Annotated in this window: 17 protein-coding genes; 5 read left to right on the top strand and 12 right to left on the bottom strand. The window is 38.8% G+C overall.

The genetic code is table 11. The annotated features are described in order from the left end of the window. Window positions 1-113 precede the first annotated feature (113 nt). The 6 genes from SOM16_RS03060 to SOM16_RS03035 all read right to left on the bottom strand — a co-directional run bounded on the left by SOM16_RS03060 (window position 114) and on the right by SOM16_RS03035 (window position 9,189). Window positions 114-449 (bottom strand): hypothetical protein, encoded by a 336-nt coding sequence (locus tag SOM16_RS03060; protein ID WP_320462515.1) that lies wholly within the window; start codon window positions 447-449, stop codon window positions 114-116. Between the two features lie 148 nt (window positions 450-597). Further along, window positions 598-1,338 carry a rhamnogalacturonan acetylesterase gene (locus SOM16_RS03055; RefSeq protein WP_320462514.1) on the bottom strand — a complete coding sequence of 247 codons (741 nt, stop codon included), beginning with the start codon at window positions 1,336-1,338 and terminating at the stop codon, window positions 598-600. A 6-nt stretch (window positions 1,339-1,344) separates the two neighbouring features. Next, window positions 1,345-2,346, bottom strand: a complete 1,002-nt coding sequence (locus SOM16_RS03050; RefSeq protein WP_320462513.1) for a pectinesterase family protein — start codon at window positions 2,344-2,346, stop codon at window positions 1,345-1,347. A gap of 93 nt (window positions 2,347-2,439) precedes the next feature. Continuing rightward, complete coding sequence (locus tag SOM16_RS03045; RefSeq protein WP_320462512.1) at window positions 2,440-4,086, bottom strand: DUF4957 domain-containing protein; 1,647 nt, start codon at window positions 4,084-4,086, stop codon at window positions 2,440-2,442. A gap of 18 nt (window positions 4,087-4,104) precedes the next feature. After that, window positions 4,105-5,940: a RagB/SusD family nutrient uptake outer membrane protein gene (locus SOM16_RS03040; protein ID WP_320462511.1), complete on the bottom strand. Its 1,836-nt coding sequence runs from the start codon at window positions 5,938-5,940 to the stop codon at window positions 4,105-4,107. Between the two features lie 18 nt (window positions 5,941-5,958). Then, window positions 5,959-9,189 (bottom strand): TonB-dependent receptor, encoded by a 3,231-nt coding sequence (locus tag SOM16_RS03035; RefSeq protein ID WP_320462510.1) that lies wholly within the window; start codon window positions 9,187-9,189, stop codon window positions 5,959-5,961. Window positions 9,190-9,451: 262 nt separating this feature from the next. Between SOM16_RS03035 and SOM16_RS03030 the strand changes: the two genes are divergently transcribed. Next, window positions 9,452-10,486 carry a LacI family DNA-binding transcriptional regulator gene (locus tag SOM16_RS03030; protein ID WP_320462509.1) on the top strand — a complete coding sequence of 345 codons (1,035 nt, stop codon included), beginning with the start codon at window positions 9,452-9,454 and terminating at the stop codon, window positions 10,484-10,486. 55 nt (window positions 10,487-10,541) lie between these two features. Then, window positions 10,542-11,726 (top strand): class I SAM-dependent rRNA methyltransferase, encoded by a 1,185-nt coding sequence (locus SOM16_RS03025; RefSeq protein ID WP_320462508.1) that lies wholly within the window; start codon window positions 10,542-10,544, stop codon window positions 11,724-11,726. 658 nt (window positions 11,727-12,384) lie between these two features. On the opposite strand, the gene SOM16_RS03020 is transcribed toward SOM16_RS03025, so the two are convergent. Beyond that, on the bottom strand, window positions 12,385-12,729 hold the full coding sequence (locus tag SOM16_RS03020) for a hypothetical protein (RefSeq protein WP_320462507.1): 345 nt from the start codon (window positions 12,727-12,729) through the stop codon (window positions 12,385-12,387). A 104-nt stretch (window positions 12,730-12,833) separates the two neighbouring features. On the opposite strand from SOM16_RS03020, the gene SOM16_RS03015 reads away from it, so the two are divergent. From SOM16_RS03015 to SOM16_RS03005, 3 genes are all read left to right on the top strand, one after another. Then, a complete protein-coding gene (locus SOM16_RS03015; protein ID WP_320462506.1) occupies window positions 12,834-13,859 on the top strand; it encodes a Gfo/Idh/MocA family oxidoreductase in 1,026 nt (341 codons plus the stop codon). 61 nt (window positions 13,860-13,920) lie between these two features. After that, a complete protein-coding gene (locus SOM16_RS03010) occupies window positions 13,921-14,691 on the top strand; it encodes a M90 family metallopeptidase (RefSeq protein ID WP_320462505.1) in 771 nt (256 codons plus the stop codon). 13 nt (window positions 14,692-14,704) lie between these two features. Beyond that, entirely contained in the window at window positions 14,705-15,619 is a 915-nt protein-coding gene (locus SOM16_RS03005; RefSeq protein ID WP_320462504.1) for a DUF6263 family protein, read from the top strand. A gap of 218 nt (window positions 15,620-15,837) precedes the next feature. Here SOM16_RS03005 and SOM16_RS03000 read toward each other — a convergent pair whose 3' ends face one another. From SOM16_RS03000 to SOM16_RS02980, 5 genes are all read right to left on the bottom strand, one after another. Continuing rightward, a complete protein-coding gene (locus SOM16_RS03000) occupies window positions 15,838-16,824 on the bottom strand; it encodes an alpha/beta hydrolase (protein WP_320462503.1) in 987 nt (328 codons plus the stop codon). Between the two features lie 242 nt (window positions 16,825-17,066). Beyond that, the gene (locus SOM16_RS02995) at window positions 17,067-17,912 is read right to left on the bottom strand and encodes a hypothetical protein (protein WP_320462502.1); all 846 of its coding nucleotides are present in this window, start codon (window positions 17,910-17,912) and stop codon (window positions 17,067-17,069) included. A gap of 4 nt (window positions 17,913-17,916) precedes the next feature. Then, window positions 17,917-18,291, bottom strand: coding sequence for a GntR family transcriptional regulator (locus SOM16_RS02990; protein WP_320462501.1), 375 nt, complete (start codon window positions 18,289-18,291; stop codon window positions 17,917-17,919). Between the two features lie 17 nt (window positions 18,292-18,308). Then, entirely contained in the window at window positions 18,309-19,118 is an 810-nt protein-coding gene (locus tag SOM16_RS02985; protein WP_320462500.1) for a hypothetical protein, read from the bottom strand. A 5-nt stretch (window positions 19,119-19,123) separates the two neighbouring features. Beyond that, window positions 19,124-19,891: an ABC transporter ATP-binding protein gene (locus SOM16_RS02980; protein ID WP_320462499.1), complete on the bottom strand. Its 768-nt coding sequence runs from the start codon at window positions 19,889-19,891 to the stop codon at window positions 19,124-19,126. Window positions 19,892-19,939 lie beyond the last annotated feature (48 nt).

Below are 19,939 nucleotides of genomic sequence, written 5' to 3'. Positions count from 1 at the left end.
AGCGATGACAGAAAAAATTAAAACTTTAGCAATAGCGGGGTGCCGTTAGTAAATCGTCATTCTGGATCCGATATCTATTGGGTTTTTTTCAGAACCTATCTAGTGGAGGCTTATTAATCATTTGGCCGCTGCGCTGGCTTGCCTCGGCTACCGATGAAAAATCGGTACAGGTCAGCCGCCGAAGGGCTTTTACCTTTTTCTTGATAAAAAGGTAACCAACCTGAGCGCAGCGAAAGCATGCCTACCTTAAAAAAAACAACGAAAAGGCATAACTGAAAGGCTTGGATCTGATATTGGATAAGCGATTCGAAAACCTGATTTCGGCAGCACAAGCCCTCCCGAAGAATGTTCGGGACAAGCTGATGAAGGATCGGCATATGTGCGCTGCTTTGGTTGGGTGAGGAGTGAAAGTTTGTGGGGAGGTTTTCAACTGCTTCTCCTTCCATCATCTCCCAGGCCGGATAGCAGGGTGGCAATAGCGAGGTGTAAATATATTATTGTAGAGGCGATGGGTTAAAACGGTCGGTCTTCCTGATCTGATAGCTATCGGATTTATTTCAGAACCTGTTTTGTAAATAAAAGATGCCGTCAGTAATTCTATTTCAATTTCCGCGCAATACTTAACTTATTTTCCTTAATTCCTTCTGCCACTAAACCAGCAATTTCTTTTGCGCCAACAGGACTTAGATGGGTATCATCTTTTTTCCCTTTGGGGTAATTTACATTTCCGGAATCTACATGAAGAAATAATTTGATTGAGCCTTCATCACCTAAATTACTTAATAATTTTTCCGTTTTGGCGAGCATGTCGATCAGCGGTACTTTGAGCGAATCAGCAACTTTTCTGGTTACGTCAGGATATCCGCCATGCGTATCGGTTAAAACCCCATTTTTGAAACTTCTTCTCGAAATTGGGGTGAGTAAAACCGGGATTGCTTTTTTGCTTCGGGTTTCATTTACATAATTCACCAGGTTCGTTTTGAAATCAGCCAGTGAAACACCAACCGTAGGTTTATCAACTTTTTCATCATTATGGCCAAATTCGATCAAAACATAGTCGCCCGCTTTCAGGTTTTCCATAATTGGTTCCCAGCGTTTCTCTGCACGGAAAGATTTTGTACTTCTTCCGTTTAAAGCACGATTATCTACCTTAACATCTTCATTAAAAAACGATTGCAATGCCATTCCCCAGCCAGTTTCGGGATAAGCCTTTTCCTGTTTATTAGCAGCTGTAGAATCGCCAATGATGTATAGTGTTGTTTGTTTCTGGCTCAGCTGAAATCCTAATAAAACAACTAATGCTGCCGCAGTGAAAATGATGGAAATTTTTGTTTTCATGATAAATTATTTACCTGGATTCCAGTGGTCGTTGCCATTAAAAATATTTTGGATAGTATATTGCTTTGCTTCTCGATCAGAGAGTTGTTTGCTCCAGTTGATCCTCGTTTTTGGCGATGCGCCCTCAGCTGTACTTTTATATTCCGCATAAAATGTTGTTTTTTCTTTGTCTGGAAACATTTTGTCCCCTTTCCAGGGATTCCACCCAACATCGATAATGTGTTTGCCTAAATCGCAATTAAGGAAAACTGTTTTTGCAAATGGTCGCCAGGGCCTTCCGAGATAAACTTTGCCAACTACAGCATCTGCAACCAATTTACAGTTGAAAAACACAAACCCAAACTGTTGGTTTTTGGAAGTTGCAGCAGCGGTTACATAAGAATCACTCAAACTTTTGATTTCGCATTCCTGAAATACAGCAGTTGCCTTTCCGAAGATAAAATCGGTGGTGCCTTCTATAAAACATTTAAAATAGTATTGCCTGCTATTTTCAGTGGCTGCATAAAGCGTATCTTGATTGCCCGAAATTTTGCAGTTTTTGGCAATAAAGCGATCTCCTTCTACATGAAGCGCTACCGCTTGCCCAACCCTACCGGATGCATTTATAATCGTCAGGTTTTCCAGATGGCAATCGTTCCCTTGTATCAGCACGGTATAGGAAGTGTAAGTGCTTATTTTTTCGTTGCCAAATGCATCCTTACTTCCATTTGTCTTGCCCGAATAATCATCAAAGGTAATAATGGTTCGATCTTTACTTTCGCCGATAATGGTGAGATTAGTTTTCCACGAAGGAATGATTAGCTTTTCTTTGTACGTACCATTCTTCACCAGGATTTTAACTTCTTTTTCCCCTAAATCGCGAACGGAATTTACCGCTTCCTGAATGGTTTTGTAATTTCCGCTTCCGTTTTGATCAACGGTTATTTCTGCAGGATACTTAGGGTCTTGGGCATTTGCTTTAAGAAAGAAAAACGTCAGCAGTAAAAAGGTTGAATACCTGAAAAACATTAGTCGGCTCATTTTATAAAAGTAAACGGTATGATTTAAATTTCAATAAAAAAGGGCAGAAATTGATCTGCCCTTTTAAAAATTGGAGAGGTTTTAATATGTCCATCTTGGATCACCTATTGCACCACCAGTACTGCCAGCTGTGCGCAGTGGAGATGCGGCTGGGAGTGTAAAATCGGTAGTAGTAGGTGTCCAGCCCAAATTTAAGGTCTGGTTGCTTGTAAGTGTTGCTGTACCAAAGGTTAGTGGGGTACCACCTGTTAATGCGCTGGATAAATTAAAGTAATTGCTGTTAGAAATGGCTAGCGTACTGCCTGCACCAGTTGCCCTGATTGCGGCAGCATTCACCGTTCCGGATTTTGGCGTATTGGCCATAATGCTATTTTGAATGGTAAATCTGATCGGGTTTGCAGTGGCATCTAGCAATGCATATTTCGCGTTTCCGCCGAAGCCGTTAAATGTAGAATTGGTAACTGCAACATTTGGCACAACATCACCAGTGTAAGTTGTGCTTGCCGAAACTAAACCCGGACCAGCATTATAAAAAGTAGATTTTGATACCACTATGGTATTAAACTGCATTTTATTTACATGCAAGGTGTAATAAGCAGATGAACCATTTAAGCCCATATCATATACAATAGAGTTGTTGACCGTAATGTTCGTGATTTTGAAATCCCTTGCTGCAGTTCCACGATCTCCACGTAAAAAGGCAGTGGTAGAACCATGGGCAATACAGTTATCAACTACAACATTGGTAAAGGTTGCTGCTGAACCATTTGCTGCTTGCGAACCGATAAAATTCAGGAAATAAAGTGATGTTCCTGCTGTTCCGTCGAATTCTATTCCCGATAAGGTTATTCCGGCGCCCGTACCTTCGAGATCTATTTCTTTGTAATTAACCTTCGTATCGCTTGGGTTGCCAGAGGTAGATTTTATGGTAATGGTTTTGCGGGTAATAAATGAGGTAGTTGCCAGAGTATAGGTTCCAGGGTTTAATCCGATGGTGGCACCATCAGCAGCGTTGGTAATTGCCGTTGCCAGGTCATCGCCAGGATTTAACCTTACCGTATAGTTTGTAGGCACCAGTGTAGTGAATATCACTAAGCCTTTACTTTTGGTATCGGCAAATAATTCTGCCGAATATGGCGTGCCCGCTGTTAATCCTGAAATTAATTTCACCCCGGCTAAAGCGTCTGCAGCATTCAGGGTGGCAGTTACTGCATTTCCATTTATTGGAGTTAAAACGATCGTACTTAAACCTACGGTTGGTGTGAAACGTAAGGTTACATTGGTCTCTTTTATATCGTTATCTCTTACTGCTGAAAATAGTTGCGTTCCTGTTAATTGAAATACACTGCTTCGTACATATTTAGATTCCGGTTGATCTGCAGTTGCCGCAGCTTTAACCCTGGCATAGTACTTTGTGCGTACCGGGATATTATCTTCTGTAACCGTTACGCCTGCGGTATCTGATGTAGTGGTATATTTAATTGTTGCAAAAGTAGAATCGGTTGAGAAATCGATGTTATACTTTAACGCCTTACCAGTTGCCATAATGGGCACTGTCCACGTTAATTTTGCCCTCGTTTCGCCGGAAGTAATTTTAACTTCACTGGGTTTAAATAACCTGGCAGGTTCATCAGGTTGATCTTCCGATTTTTTGCAGGCGTTTAGCGTTGCCGCAATTAAAACAAGAACCGTAAGTTTCCAGCTAATCTGGAATATAAATTTTTTCATCTCTGTTGTGTCTAAGCGTTAATAACCAAAGTTTTGTACCATTTTGGTGTTTTCAATCAAGGCTGTTTTCGGGTAAGGAAAAAGCTCCTTTTTATTCGCTTCAAAGTAGAAAGCGATACCTGTTGAAGTACTGGTAATGGAATTTTCTTCGGTAACAGCCTTTCTCCAGTTTTTTGTGGTATAACCAGCTGGTGCAGAAGCAACACCTAAGCCTGGTGAAACGAACACATTGTTTGGCGTACCGCCGAATAAATCCAATGTAGCCACTTCATTAACGCTGCTACCAACAAGGTAATTCCCTTCTTTTGCATAAACATAATCAGGAACGCCTGCGTAAGCACCAGTTCCGGCAATCAGTGCACGTATTTTAGCACGGGTTTCTTCAATTTTGGCACCTAATAAATTCCACCTGATCAGGTCATATTTTCTAATTGCTTCACCACCAAATTCTAATAAACGTTCTTTTACAATGGCATTGAAGAAATCTGTTTTAGTTGCAGGAGTGGCTGGGATTTGCGTTTCAAAACCAACGTAAGCCCTTTTTTGTACTTCCTGTAAGGCACTCACTGCTGTTGCAGATGGGGCACCGTTAATTTCATTATCAGCTTCTGCATACATCAGTAAAACATCAGCGAAACGGATCATTGGCCAGTTTATACCAAAAGTTTGCGCAGCAGAAGATCCGTTAACGGTAGTCCATGATTTACGGAATTTTCCATCAGTCATGTTAAACAGCGTATTGATGATTTTTTTAGATGATGCTGTGATCTCAAATACACCAATGGTAACATCACGGCGAGAATCTTTAGTAACATCAAAGTCGTAGAAATAAGTTGGAATAGCATTCATTCCACCACCACCGCTTCCATAAGTAGAAGCGGAGTTGAAACGTACTCCATTATAATAGCCCAATTTACTATCTGTTGCTGCATTACTGCCAAAGGCTGCAACTTCAAACATCAGTTCATGGGCATCATCTAAACGTGCGCCGTGCAGGGTTTTAAAAACGTTTTCAAAACTAGGGTTTAAACTGTGCTCCGCACGATTATTCATAATGTCTAAACATTCATCAAAAGCAATTTTATAGTAAGTTAAATAATCGCTGCTGCGAACATTTTGATTTCCTTTTAAATAATATCCGCCACGCGCTAAAGCTAAACGTGCCCTCAATGCTTTGATTGCCCCTTTGGTAAAACGGAAACTACCATATTCGGTGATGCCACTTCTCCAGGGTATGAGGTCTTCAGCTGTTTTTAAATCGGCAATGATTTTATCATAAGTTTGATTGCGGTCTACGTTCGGTCCATAAAGTGTTTCTGCATCAGCAGCAGGCACAAAGGATGCCGGCACATCTCCCCAGTTGCGGATCAGTTCATGTAAAAACTGTGCCCTGAGCGTCAAAGCTTCACCCAGATAACGCTTCATTTTGGTTTTATCAGCTTCTGATCCCTCGTTGTAAAGCTTAGATGCCGGAATGTATTTTATGCAAATGTTAGCCCGTTCTACCCCCTGGTAGAGTTGTAAAAACGGATTGGTTAAGTCTGTGTTATCAGCACTCGCACCATACATGCTAATCCCGCGCCTGTCAGAAGAACTATAACTGCCCGAAGTTTTGAAATCATCAGCGGTAAGGCCAAACAATGTCGAAATTCTGCTGCCATAACCATTATCTCCACAAAGCCTGTTGTAAACGCCGATAATGGCTGCATTTGTATTGTCCAGGTTTTCAAAAACAACATCAGGAGATGAGGTTGATGGAGACTGGACATCTAAATATTTTTTGCAGGAAGTATTAATGCAAACCGCTGCAATAGTCATCACCATTAAAGCAGATTTTATAAATTTATTGTTCATTTTCTTTAATGTTATAGGTTAAAACAACATGTTAATTCCGGCGAGGATGTATCTGCTGCGTGGATAGGCGGCATAATCAATTCCTGGCGTAAGTGGATTCGAACGGCGTGTGTTCGCCTCCGGATCGTAACCGGTATAACCTGTAATGGTGTATAAATTATTCACCGTTCCATAAACACGAAGTTTAGAGATGAAACCAGTTCTTTTAATAAATTTTTGAGGCAAGGTGTAACCCAAAGTCACATTGCTTATTCTAAGGAATGAGCCACTTTCTATGGCGTATGATGTAAGCGCATAGTTTCCGCCGGTTGGTGTCCACATGGTGGTATTGGCATTCATAGCTGTTAATACATTTGGATCAGTAACCTTTACGCCGTTATTATCAAAATTCTGCCAGCGATCGTTCATTACGGAAAGTAAGTTATTGTCTTTAACATTGTATTGAGAAGTGAACTCAATTTTATTTGCGTTATACACTTTACTTCCGTAGCTAAAGTTCACAAAAACAGTCATGTCGAAATTTTTATAAGCGAACTGGTTGTTGAAACCGCCGGTAAATTTCGGCTGAGAAGTTCCTAAAACTGTTCTGTCATCATCGCCAATCGTCATGCTGGTGGCTGAAGAAAGTTTTTTAACCTTCATGTCGCCTGGCTGCGGCTCGCGATTGCCCAGAAGCACTCTGCTATTGGCAACATTTGGCTTTAAGGTGTAAGTGTAAGCGCCTGTAGTTGCATTTTGTACAGCGGTAAAATCATCTATAGCATATCGGCCATCAGAAATAAAGCCATAAAACTGGCCAACCGGCTGGCCAACTTCTACCTTAAAATCTCCTAAGCTATTTACCCAGCCAGATTGCGTGATGTAAGAATTTACCCCATTTTGGAGCTCGATGATCTTATTCTTGTTGAAGGAAATATTGAAACTGGTGGTATAGTTAAAGTCTTGCGTTTTTATGGCCTGATAATTTAACTGTACCTCAAAACCTTTATTCTGTGTTTTACCCACATTTTGCTGTTGAGTAGCATAACCAGTAGTTTGCGGTACATTCGCATTTAATAGTAGGTTTTTTGTTTTGTTATCATAGTAGTCTAAACTCAATGATAATTTATTTTTGAAAAGGTCAATGTCAATCCCCGCATTGGTAGAAAGGTTAGTCTCCCAGGTAATGTTTGGATTAGATAAAATATTACCTGTTGCTGTCCCCGAAATTAATCCTGGCTGCACGATATTATCTGCTGTTGCGTAACCACCATTGGTAGAACTGATGTAAAATAATGTTCTGAATAAATCCTGACCAATTCGGTTATTCCCTGCCGCACCGTAACTCATTCTCACTTTAAAGTTATCTAACCAATCTAGCTCCAGGTCTTTAACAAATTTCTCTTCTGTAACTCTCCACGCTACCTGGGCAGATGGGAAATAACCCCATTGCTTGCCTTCGGCGAATAAAGAGGATGCATCCGTTCTAAAGTTTACGGTAGCTAAATATTTGTTTTTGAAACCATAAGAAAGCCTGCTAAATAAAGAGAACTGTCTTGTTCCGGAAACTAAGGAAGTTGGCCTGTCTTGAATGGTATTTGGTGGAATCGGACTAACGAAAGCATCTTCAGCAGAAATGCCAACCGGGAAAAACTTGGTCACTGTCGTTCTCGAATCAATATCAACCATGTTAATCTCCTGACCAATTAAAACATCTAAACTGTGGTTTTTACCAAGATCTGGTTTATAAGAAAGGGTATTGGTATTGATGAAAGATTTTTGTGAAACCGTATCCAATTGGATAGCTGGTAAACCTGCATTATTTCTGGCTACGTTACTTACAGGGCCATTAAAGGTGTTAATGTGTCTGCTTAGTCTGTTATAACCCACAGTACTCTTAAAAGTTAGGTTTTTTAAGATAGAATATTGTGCATAAGCACTGCTGATTAAATCATTTCTATAATCATATTTCAATTCCTGGCCGGCTAGGGTAATTGGATTTGATAAGCCTGTGGTCAGGTAATCTGCATCAAACAAATCGCCACTATCACTTCCGCCAGAATAAGGTTGGTAGCGCACCGAGTTTCTTAAACGATTTGTTCCCTGAGAACCCGTAGAGGTGGTACCCACACCATCTACTCTTTGACGGCTGTAACGTGCATTTAATCCAAGTCTGATTTTGGAAGTTAATTTATGGTCTAATCGCACAGAGGCGAAGGTTCTTTTGAAACCAGAGTTAAGCATAATTCCGTCTTCGCTCGTATTGTTTACCGAAACATTATAAGTTGTTTTGGTAGTTCCTCCGGAAAGGTTCAAAATCTGCGTGTTGCTAAATGCCTGGCGACCGAAAACTTTATCCTGCCAATCGATATTCTGGATGTTCTGATAGATATCTAAATCTTCGAAAGTTCCATATTTTTTAGTGAAAGTATCTTTAACATCTTGCGCGGTATTGTTATTGTAAAGCTCATATTGATATTTCACAAACTCGTAAGGGTTCATTACATCAAGCTTATTAACAATCTGTCTGGCACCAGCAAAGGCATCAAACGAAATAACAAGTTTGCCTGGCTTACCGCTTTTGGTAGTGATGATTACAACACCGTTTGCGCCACGGCTTCCATAAATGGAGGTTGAGGCCACATCTTTTAACACATCGATCGATTGAATTTCATTTGGAGATAAAATAGATAAGGCGTTTTCTACCTGGATTCCATCCACAATATATAGCGGAGAGTTATCTCCGGTTAATGAACTTCCGCCACGAACCTTAATTACTACCTCTGCACCCGGGCTACCTTCTGTAGTAGTTACCGAAACGCCAGCCAGTTTACCTGCCAACGCCTGCGCGGCTGTACTTACCGGAAATTGATCGATATCTTTTCCGGAAATGGAAGAAATAGACCCCGTTAAGGCTTCTTTCCTTACGGATCCATATCCAATATTTACCGTAACTTCTTGTAAATTATTGGCATCTTCTTCTAATGAAATGTCTAATTTAGTTTGGTCTGCAAGCGTAACTACCCGGGTTTTGTAACCTACATAGGCAAAAGTAATAATGGCACCTTTGCCCGGAACAGCTATTTTATAGCCTCCATTGGCATCTGTACTCACGCCAGATTTGGAGTCTTTTACCGTAACACTCACGCCAACTAAAGCCTGTCCGTCGGTTTTGTCTTTCACCGTTCCGGTAAGCTGTCTATTTTGTGCATAAGTGGAGGTAAAACCGAAAAAAAAGAGAAATGATAAAAAGAGTAAAACTCTGCTCATAATGATGATTTAAATTAAATACTTGGTTTGGGCTTTAAGTTGGTTATTCGCTGATAGCGGGAAATTCTATTTCGAAATCTTATTGTTTGTTAATATTTGGTTACGTTGGTATAGCAATTTTACAAACTAAAAATGGATTGAAACCAGATTTAACTAAAAAAGTGTGCAAACGTTCCCGATAACGTGTGTTTAACGTTTATTTAATCCCTGTTCAGAAACCCTGGAAAGAGATATTTTTTGTAACTTGTACGCATCACGAAAAATGAGATTTGAAACTTCTACCATAAAAGATATTGCCAAGGCCTTAGGATTATCCACTTCTACTGTTTCCAGAGCCTTGAGAGATCGCTACGAAATTAGCGAAGAAACTAAAAAACTAGTTTTAGCCTATGCAGAAAAGGTTAATTACCGGGCCAATCCAATCGCACGCAGTTTAAAGGAACGCAGGAGTTATTCCATCGGAATTATAGTAAGTGAAATTGCCAATAATTTTTTCTCTCAGGTAATTAACGGGATCGAATCCATTGCGTACGACCGGGGGTACCATGTCATTATCTCTCAAAGTCATGAATCTTACAAGCAAGAAAAATTAAATGTGGAGCATTTAGCCTCACGCTCTATTGATGGCTTGTTAATTGCACTTTCGTCTGAAACACAGGATATTGAATACCTTCGGAATTTATATGGGAAGGGTTTGCCTATTGTCTTTTTTGATCGCGTACCAGAAGATTTTGAAACACATAAGGTTATTGCTAACAACTTTAAAGGTGCTTTTGATGCCACTGAACACCTGATCCTTTCTGGAAAAAGAATAATTGCGCATTTAACAAATTCTGAAAATCTTTCCATTACCCGGGAGCGTTTAAAAGGCTATCAGGCAGCATTAGCTAAATATAATATAGAATTTAAGCCAGAGCTGGTGAAGTATTGCCAACATGGAGGCATGCACAGTATTGAATTAGAAGAGGCGGTGAAAGAACTGCTGCCTTTAAATCCTGACGGGATTTTTATTTCAAGCGATCGCCTTACCACAGGTTGCATCATGGCGATGAAAAAAACGAATCCCGGAGTAGCACATAAAATTGCCATCGCAGGCTTTACCAATTCGAACCTGGTCGAACTTTTTTCTCCCTCACTTACCTCGGTAAAACAGCCGGCTTTCGAAATGGGGCAGGTGGCCACCGAACTATTAATTTCGATGATCGAAGCCAAGCGGCCAGTTACAGAATTTGAAACCAAAGTTTTAGATACCGAATTGGTGAGGATGCAAAAGCCACTCGGCAACAGGTTTCTTTAGGTTGCATTACGAAACTCCAAACATTTAACTCCAAACTAATTCTTACCTTTGCGCCATGGTAGAAATCGTATTAAAAAAGGGAAAAGAAAAAGCGGCATTACAAAGACATCCATGGGTATTTTCCGGAGCTTTAGAAAAAGTGAAAGGCAAACCCGAAGATGGCGACGTAGTTAAGGTTTTCGCCTTTGATCACGAATTTCTGGCTTATGGTTATTACAATAGCAATTCGCGTGTAGCCGTTAGGTTATTGGAATGGGAGGAAAGCCAAACCATCGATCAAAACTGGTATGAAAACCGCTTGAAGCAAGCCATTGCTTCGCGCAAATTTATCCTGAATGAGGAAACCAATACCTGCCGTTTGGTTTTTAGTGAAGCCGATTTTCTACCCGGTTTAATTGTAGATCAGTATGCTGATTTTCTTTCCCTGCAAATTTTAAGTTCAGGGATAGAAAAAGTAAAAGCGACTATTGTTGAGATCCTCAAAGCTGAATTGCAACCAAAAGGAATATTTGATAAAAGTGATGCTACGGCCAGAACGCATGAAGGTTTGCCCATTGAAAATGGCTTGCTTTGGGGAGAAAATCCACCAGAATTTTTAGAAGTTAAAGAAAACGGAATCGCCTATAATATCAATATTGCGGAAGGTCAGAAGTCTGGTTTCTATTGTGATCAGCGTGATAACCGGAGTATTCTGGCCAGTTATACCAAAGGTAAAAAAGTGCTCGATTGTTTTAGCTACAGTGGTGGTTTCAGTTTAAATAGTTTAGCCCATGGCGCAGCAAGCATTACCAGTGTAGATAGTTCTGCGCTAGCCGTTGAAACCCTGAAGCAGAATGTAGATTTGAATCATTTTGATGCGGCCAAAGTAACCGCCATCCAATCTGACGTAAATAAACAATTGCGCGCGTTTAAAGATGCTGGTGAAAAGTTTGATGTTATTGTGCTCGATCCGCCAAAATATGCACCATCACGTTCGGCTTTAGATCGTGCAGCAAGAGCCTATAAAGATTTAAACCGTTTAGGTATGTTACTTTTAGAAAAAGGCGGTTTAATGGCTACCTTCTCTTGTTCGGGAGCGGTTGATATTGAAACCTTTAAGCAGATTATTGCCTGGGCCGCACTTGATGCTGGCAAAGAAGTGCAAGTGATAAAGCAATTCTGTCAGCCTGAAGATCACCCGGTTAGAATTTCTTTTCCGGAAGGAGAATATTTGAAAGGCTTGTTGTTGAGGGTGCTTTAATCTTACTGTTTCGAGAGGCTAAATTTCGACCTCATCCAGATCTGCAAAATCTTGGTAATCTGCGGGAACAATTAAAACTATAGATGCTTCCGGAATAAAGATTATTTGGATGAAATCTTCAAACTTTTAGATTTCCTTAGTATTCACGCTTTTGATTTGGTAGTTTTATTTTTACCATCCAAATCTGCGGAATCCCTGTAATCTGCGGGAAACCATTCTTGGCAACTATCTATTTAAGGAATGATGGCCAACTTGCGAAGTTTTGGTAGCCTTCGTTGGGGAAAATACGGCGCAAGTTTTAGCGTATTATCATCAAAACTTGCTAAATCTTCGGCGCACAGGCTTTTGAACTTTCGTAAGTTAATTTTTTACCATCCAGATCTGCGGAATCCCTGTAATCTGCGGGAAACCATTTTTGGAAACTATTCTATTTAAGGAATGATGGCCAACTTGCGAAGTTTTGGTAACCTTCGTTGGAGGAAATACGTCGCAAGTTTTAGCGTATTATCATCAAAACTTGCTAAATCTTCGGCGCATATGCTTTTGAACTTTCCTAAGTTAATTTTTTACCATCCAAATCTGCGGAACCCCTTTAATCTGTGGGAAACCATTCTTGGCAACTGTTTAAATATTAAAATCAATCAGCAGGAGACAATTATCAAGAATAGATATCCTCAAAATAACTTACTACAAGCGATTTCATTAACATTTCCTGCTCCAGCATGGTATAAGGTGGAATCGCTTTGACCAATTTCCAGTGTGGCCAGCCATCCTGATCCAACCCCTCCAATTCGTAAAAACCCATTTCGCTCAATAAGCGGCAGGTGGCAATATGCATCAATTCTTCCTTTTGCCTCTTGCTATATTTCTTAGGCCCTTTACCCAATTCCTGTACCCCAATAAGGAAGAGGATCACTTTTAAATCCGGGAAATCAGAATCAAACTCCTTCGCAATTTTCTCCTGCAATACTTTCCATTTGGCATTAATCTCCGACGGTTTCATGTTTGCAAAGATAGTGTAAAAAGGTTTATACGCTAGCTGAAAAGGTTGTCAGTTTAGCGCAAAACTTTAAATCAGAATCGTACTTTTACGTACAATCACAATCTATGAGTACAAATTCAAATAAAATAATAACAGCAGGTTTATTGGCTTATGGCATGTCTGGAAAGGTATTTCATGCACCTTTTTTAAATGCGCACGCTGGCTTTGCCTTAAAGGCGATCGCAGAGCGAAGTAAAAAAAATGCGGTTAACGATTATCCTGATGTTTTAAGTTACAATAGTATAGATGAGTTGCTAAACGATGAAGAAATAGAATTGGTGGTGGTAAATACGCCGAACAACCTTCATTATGAGCATTCGAAGTTAGCCCTTCAAAAAGGCAAGCATATTTTAGTAGAAAAGCCATTCACTGCAACATCCGCACAAGCAAAAGAACTTTTTAGGCTGGCAGATGAAGTAGGCAAGCAAATTTTGTTTTATCAGAACCGCCGTTGGGATAGTGATTTCACGTCGGTTAAGAAAGTGTTGGCAAGCGGTAAACTGGGCAAATTAAACGAAATGCATTTGCGTTACGATCGCTATAGAAATGTAATCGGACCTAAAGCTTTTAAAGAGCAAGCCATTGAGGCCAGCGGATTGTTGTACGATCTGGGTCCGCATTTGCTTGATCAGGTAATCAGCGTTTTTGGTAAACCGGAAACCTTTCATAAGGTGCTGGGTAAGAACCGAAAAGGAACCGTAGTTGATGATTTTTTTACCATCCAACTTCACTATCCGGATAGTGTGAATGTATTTGTTACTTCCAGTATGTTGGTGGTAAACCCGCAGGCTGCCTTTGTGCTGCATGGTGTAAATGGTAGTTTTATTAAAGAACGGGCTGATGTACAGGAAGAGCAACTCCTGGCCGGACAAAAACTAACGGATGCTGATTATGGAATTGAGCCGGATGGAAAACAAGGCTTATTAACTATAATCGATGAACAAGGTAACAAAACGGAAGAAATTATCCCGTCGGAAGTTGGAAGTTACCTGCCGCTTTTTGAAGCTGTTTTTCAGGCAATTGCTCATGAAGAACCGTATCCTGTTACACGGGAACAGGTGCTATCACAATTGGAAATTCTGGAAAGCTAGTACAGCAACAGGCGAAAGTATTTTATAATCTAACCAAAGGCTTTACTGCCAAAACACGCATATGAATTCATTACCTTTTGCCTATTTGATTCCCATTTTTGTGATCGTATTATACTTTATTCTACGCAAGAAAAAACCAGCCATCGAACCGTTAACGGATACAGATCGGAAAATTCTGGATGATTATGTAGGTTATTATCATAACCTCGATTCGACTGATAAGCTTAGGTTTGAGGAAAAAATCGCAGCGTTTTTTAGCGCCGTAAAAATTGAAGGTGTAGGTTTAGAGATGACCACACTGGACGAATTGCTAATTGCCTCGAGCGCTGTAATTCCCATTTTCGGTTTTACCGACTGGCAATATAAAAATTTGAGCAGCGTGTTACTCTATCCGGATACGTTTAATAAAGATTTTCAGTTTGAAGGCGGTGAGCGCAACATTGCCGGGATGGTTGGTAGTGGTTACATGAACGGTCAGATGATTTTGTCTAGGTCTGCCCTTCGACATGGTTTTTCGAAAAGTGCTGGTAAGGAAAATACAGCCATTCATGAGTTTGTACATCTTCTGGATAAGTCTGACGGTGCAACGGATGGTGTGCCGGAAAATTTAATGGGCCATGAGTATACTTTGCCCTGGATAAAAATGATGCATGCAGAAATGGCGAAAATAGAAGATAATAAATCAGACATTAATCCATATGCCATCACCAATGAAGCCGAATTTTTTGCCGTGGTTTCAGAGTATTTTTTCGAAAAGCCAGAACTTTTGAAAGATAAACACCCAGATTTATACCATGCATTGAGCAGAATCTTTGCTCAACAACTTGCATAACCATATTTATTAAATGAATATATTTAAAATACTTCCGTTTATAACGCTTGCGCTTTTAAGCCTTAAGGTAGATGCACAAAAAAGCTATGTGTTAAAGCAAAACTTTCCAATTGGAAAAAAGTACGATTTTACGTTAATTTCTGATCAGGTAATTAATCAGCAAATGGCTGGACAAAAACTTAGCCTCAGCCAGAATATTGGTACGGAATATAGTTTCGATATTCGCAATGGCGAAGGTTTGGAAAAAGATATTGAGGTTACTTATAAGCGGATTTTTATGAAATCCAAAGGGATGGGTAACCAACTGGATATGGATTCAGAAGATGCAGATACTACCAAAGAGAATTCTTTTCGCGGATTAAAAGGTGCCACGTTTCATATGGTGATGTTGCCAAATGGCAGTATTAAGTCCTTAACAGGGATTGAACAAATGGTGACAAATATGGTGAGTAAAATGAAAGCTGATTCTACAAAGGCTGCAAATATAAAAGCGAGCTTAAATCAGCAGTTTAATGCAGAAGGCCTGAAGCAAACTTTAGAATCTTCGCTAAAAATCTATCCGGCACAAGCAGTAAAAATTGGCGAAAGCTGGACGGTTGACACCAAGATGCAGCTTAATATGCCCGTAGAAACCATTACAAAATATACGCTTAAAGAGGTGAAAGATAACATTGCCTATTTAAACATTAACGGTACTTTGGTTTCTAAAGGAAGTTTTCAAAGCATGGGCAATAAAATTGATACTGATTTAACGGGAACCAATATCGGCGATGCAGAGCTGGATCTTAAAACCGGACTCATTCTGAAAAGTCACCTGCGAATGGAATTCTCTGGTAAAATGCAAACTGGCGGGCAGAATATTGATTTTGAATTGCAGGGGATTAACAAAATTGTAGGTAAAGAATCGATTGCTTCAGGATTAAAGTAATTTTTGAAAGTCTCACAATAAAACGTCTTTGCGAAGAAGCAGATTATTCATCTGCTAAAGCAATCTCATTCGAATAGTCTTTAAAAGAGATTGCTTCGTTATACCTCCTCGCAAAGATGATCTGCTAGATGGAATCGTCTTCCTGAACCCACCAATGATCGTCCTCCTGAACTTGATTCAGGATCTTATCTACAAGAACCGGGGTTTGGGAAAGAACATTACAAACTTCCCGTCAACGCCACTAAAAATTCTGTCGGTATTTCGAGATGCGGAATATGCCCGCACGCTTCAAACTCAATAATCTTCGCACCTGGTATCTTAGCTGCTGTTTGTTTCCCCAAAAGCCTGTATTGGCCATGAATTGCCTGTTGATCTGGTGTTAATAAACCTTTACCCACTATGGTTTTATCTTCTTTACCAATAAATAAAATGGTGGGAACTTTGAGGTTTTGAAACTCATAAACAACTGGTTGTTCATAAATCATGGTAAAAGTCATTGCAGCCACTTGTGCCCAACGCGGGTAATCTGCGCTGAAAGTAACCCCGCCCGCAATGTTTACCAAATACTCATATTCAGGTTTCCAGTAAGTGAAATAAGAACCCTGATAATACTTTTTTACACTTTCTGCGGTAGTTTTAAGTTCTGTTTGATACTGTTGAGCTGTATTTACGTAAGGCACAAAAGTTTTATAATCTTCCAAGCCAATTGGGTTTTCAAGCAACAATTTTTCCGTTTTCTCCGGGAACATCAAAGCAAAACGTGTAGCTAACATGCCGCCCATGCTATGGCCTAAAACAACCGTTTTTTGTACGCCTAGGGTATCTAATAATCTTTTATTCCAGGTAGCCATTTGGTGGAAACTGTAATGAATAAAAGGTTTTGATGATTTTCCAAATCCGATCTGATCCGGAACAATTACCCTATAGCCGATGGCGGTTAACGCTTTAATTACGTTTCCCCAATAATAGCCGCCAAAGTTCTTGCCATGGAAAAGGATGGCTGTTTTACCATTCGAGGCACTGGTTGGCGCCACATCCATATAGGCCATTTTAATATCCTGACCTTCGGTATGAATAGGGAAAAACTTAACGGCGGATGGATATTTTACACCTTCGAGCGTAATGGATAGGGTATCTGTTTTTTGTGCTTTTGATTGATTTATAATCAGGAATGAAATGGCAATTAAAAGAAAAAATCTCTTCATATTTTAAATTTTGGACTAATACTAAGCTGGATGATGGCTAATATAACAATTGTTTAGGCTTTTGATTAATCAAAAGCCTAAAAGCGTGCTCATTTTTTATGGATGAAAATGAACATAACAATAAATGGGTATTCTTAAATTATATGAACCGTTTTTTAACAGTTTTGATTTAGGAGACTTATAAAAAATTAAGGTTAAGTCTTATCTTTTACAAAGAGGCTTTAACTATCCAGATTATAGTTTTATTTAAACATTGTTTTTAACATGAAAGCTGGCATGCTAACCTTTGTTGAATCGGATAAATCCCCAGTGGACTTAGCAACTTTTATATCTTCTAAATTAAGAGATGTTTTTCCAGTTGTTTTAATTGATAGAAAATCAATTTGGTATTTATCTTTATCTTGATTGTCGCCTGCAATATCGATATTTGAATTACCAATGGTAACAATATTCAAAGACTTGAAGAAAGATTTTGATGTGCTAAAGTTAGATTCATTTAACTTCATATTAATGTTTTGAATGGTGTTGTTATCCGAAAAAAGTAAGTCTTGCACCTTTTGCATATTTAAATTCAAGTTGTTAATCTTGGTTTCCTTGGTAAAGTTTAGATGATTGACATTTTTTGCATTGATGTTAATAGTATTGGTTGAAATATTTAAGCTTAATCCAGAAGCCTTTCCAATATTCAGCATCTTTACATCGCTGGTATAGATATAAATGGTTACCGAATACTTGAGTTTTTTTTCTGGATGCGTCAACTTAATTTGTAGTGTTTGATTATTATCCACGCTTAAATCATATTGTTCTAATAATCCTACAGGTATTTTAATGCCCGTTTTTTCACTTTTTATAAATTCTAAATTGATGTAAGCATTGTTTCCGTCACTAAAGTTTATGGTCGTAAACTTTGGTAGATTTTTATTTTCATAGCCATCTAAAATCGAGCTTAAACTTTGATTATCTTTTAATTGCTTCCAAAAAACTTTTTTATCAATATAATTCAAATTTACATTGATAGCGAACACTATAATTGGCACAATAATTAGCAATGCTGCAAGCGCTATTAACAATTTATTACTTGTTTTCATATTTCTAAGCGTTAAAGTTTTCGTTTACAAAAGTTTCATATTTGCTTTTTAACTCATCAAAACTGATGTTCAAAAAATAAATATTTCTAAATAGAACAGGTAATTCATGATCCATAAAATGTGCTTTTCTAAAAATTTTTACCTGCTCAATCGCACGTTCGGTTACAAAAAAACCTATTCCTCTTTTGTTATTAATGATGTTTTGATTCTGCAGTAGCTCGTAGGTACGCATAATTGTATTGGGATTAACCTCCAGTTCAACTGCCATTTCCCTAACAGAGGGTACTTTCTCATCGGCTTTCCATTTTTCAAGCAAAATATGTTCGCACACATAATCTGCTATTTGGAGGTATATTGCCTTATTCTCTCTAAATTCCATATCTATACCTGTTAATGTTAAACTTCTTTTTCTTTAAGGCGAATGTAGGTAATCAACCATAAGGTAAGTGTGATGGCAGCAGAAACCAGGAATATCCACAACAGGATTACTTCCTTTTGAATGATAACATTATTCAATACTTTATCTCCAATGAATAAGGTACTTGCTTTGAATATGATGTAGAATGTAACATAACCGAAAATAACAACGGAAATGGCCGTTTTGATATAATGGAAACGATTGAAATAGACTGAACCCAAAAGAAATATACCCATAACCAAAAAAGGAAAAGGAAAGAAACTGCTTACATACATCAGATAATTTCTATCGGTGGCTACCTGTTTAAAAATGCTCTCTACTTCTTTTATACGCGGTTGTTTAACAGATTCCATTTTGAACTCGTTTAAATGTCCATTCAAATATTTAACAAAGCCCAGGTCGATGCAGTAAAAAATGAGCAGATAACTGATTACACTTAATATTGCGGTATAGAAAAGCGCACCAGCAAATTTCTCAAAGGTTGAGGCAGGCAACATTAATTCTTGTATGGCTCTTGGTTTTTGACCTAATATGTTGAAATAACTACTTGAGGTAATGCTGATGAAAAGAAAGCCCAGTAATAGAAATAGGCCATACCTGAAACGCATATCAAGATTACCATCATGATCGAAATTATCATTTTCGATTGGCGATGGAATGAAATAGCAGTAAAATGAAAAGATAACTGCTACCAGAATAATCAAAGTGAGCAGGTAAACTTTTCCAAAGTCGAGCCATTGCCTTTTTACCAAAAATCCAAATCGGTTTAAGTTAAATATATTACCCATAGTGTTTAATTAAAATAAGGTTTGAATTTTGTTTTCTCTTTTAAAACCGCATTAAACAGTAGTTCCATGTCAAGCTTACTATCTTCCTGATGATAGTTTGGCATTACGGCATGGAAGCCCGAGAGCGATGGCTCGGCATAAATGATACTGGCATCCATTTCTTTAACTTTATTAAAAGATAGCTTTTCTGTGATTTCTTCTATAGAAGCTTGCAGGGCGATATTATTTTCATCCAGGATGATTACGGTGTCAATCAAATTATCTAAATCCCTAACCTGGTGAGTAGAAATAATAATGCAACGGTCATCAGTTAGGGCAGAAGCCATAATCTTTCTAAACTGTGTTTTCGATGGAATATCTAGGCCATTAGTAGGCTCATCCATAATGATGAGTTTAGCTTGCGTAGCCAAACCAAATGCAATAATTACTTTTTTCTTTTGTCCGTAGCTCATGTTAATGAGTTTTTGGTTTACCGGAATGTCAAATTCCTTAATCAGATCTGTAAAATAATCATGATTGAAGTTTTTGTAAAATGGAGCGTTGGCTTTGAGGTAAGCATCAATTTTTACAGCAGGTAAATAAAATTCTTCTGGAATAAAACAAATTTGTTCCAGCATAGCTGGCTGCCTCTTGGCAGGGTCGAAACCGAACACCTCAAGCGTGCCACTTTTTGCATAAACCAAACCAGCCAGATTTTTCAGTAAACTGGATTTGCCTGCGCCATTTTTTCCAAGCAAACCGTAAATATGGCCAGCACTTAGTTGAAAGCTCATATTTTTAAATAAAGTCTGGTGCTTGCTATAGCCAAAATTAAGATTGTT

This window comes from Pedobacter sp. CFBP9032 (assembly GCF_034045265.1).
Lineage (GTDB): Bacteria > Bacteroidota > Bacteroidia > Sphingobacteriales > Sphingobacteriaceae > Pedobacter.
Note: the sequence above shows the minus strand (reverse complement) of the source record. Positions and strands in the feature narration are given on the sequence as shown.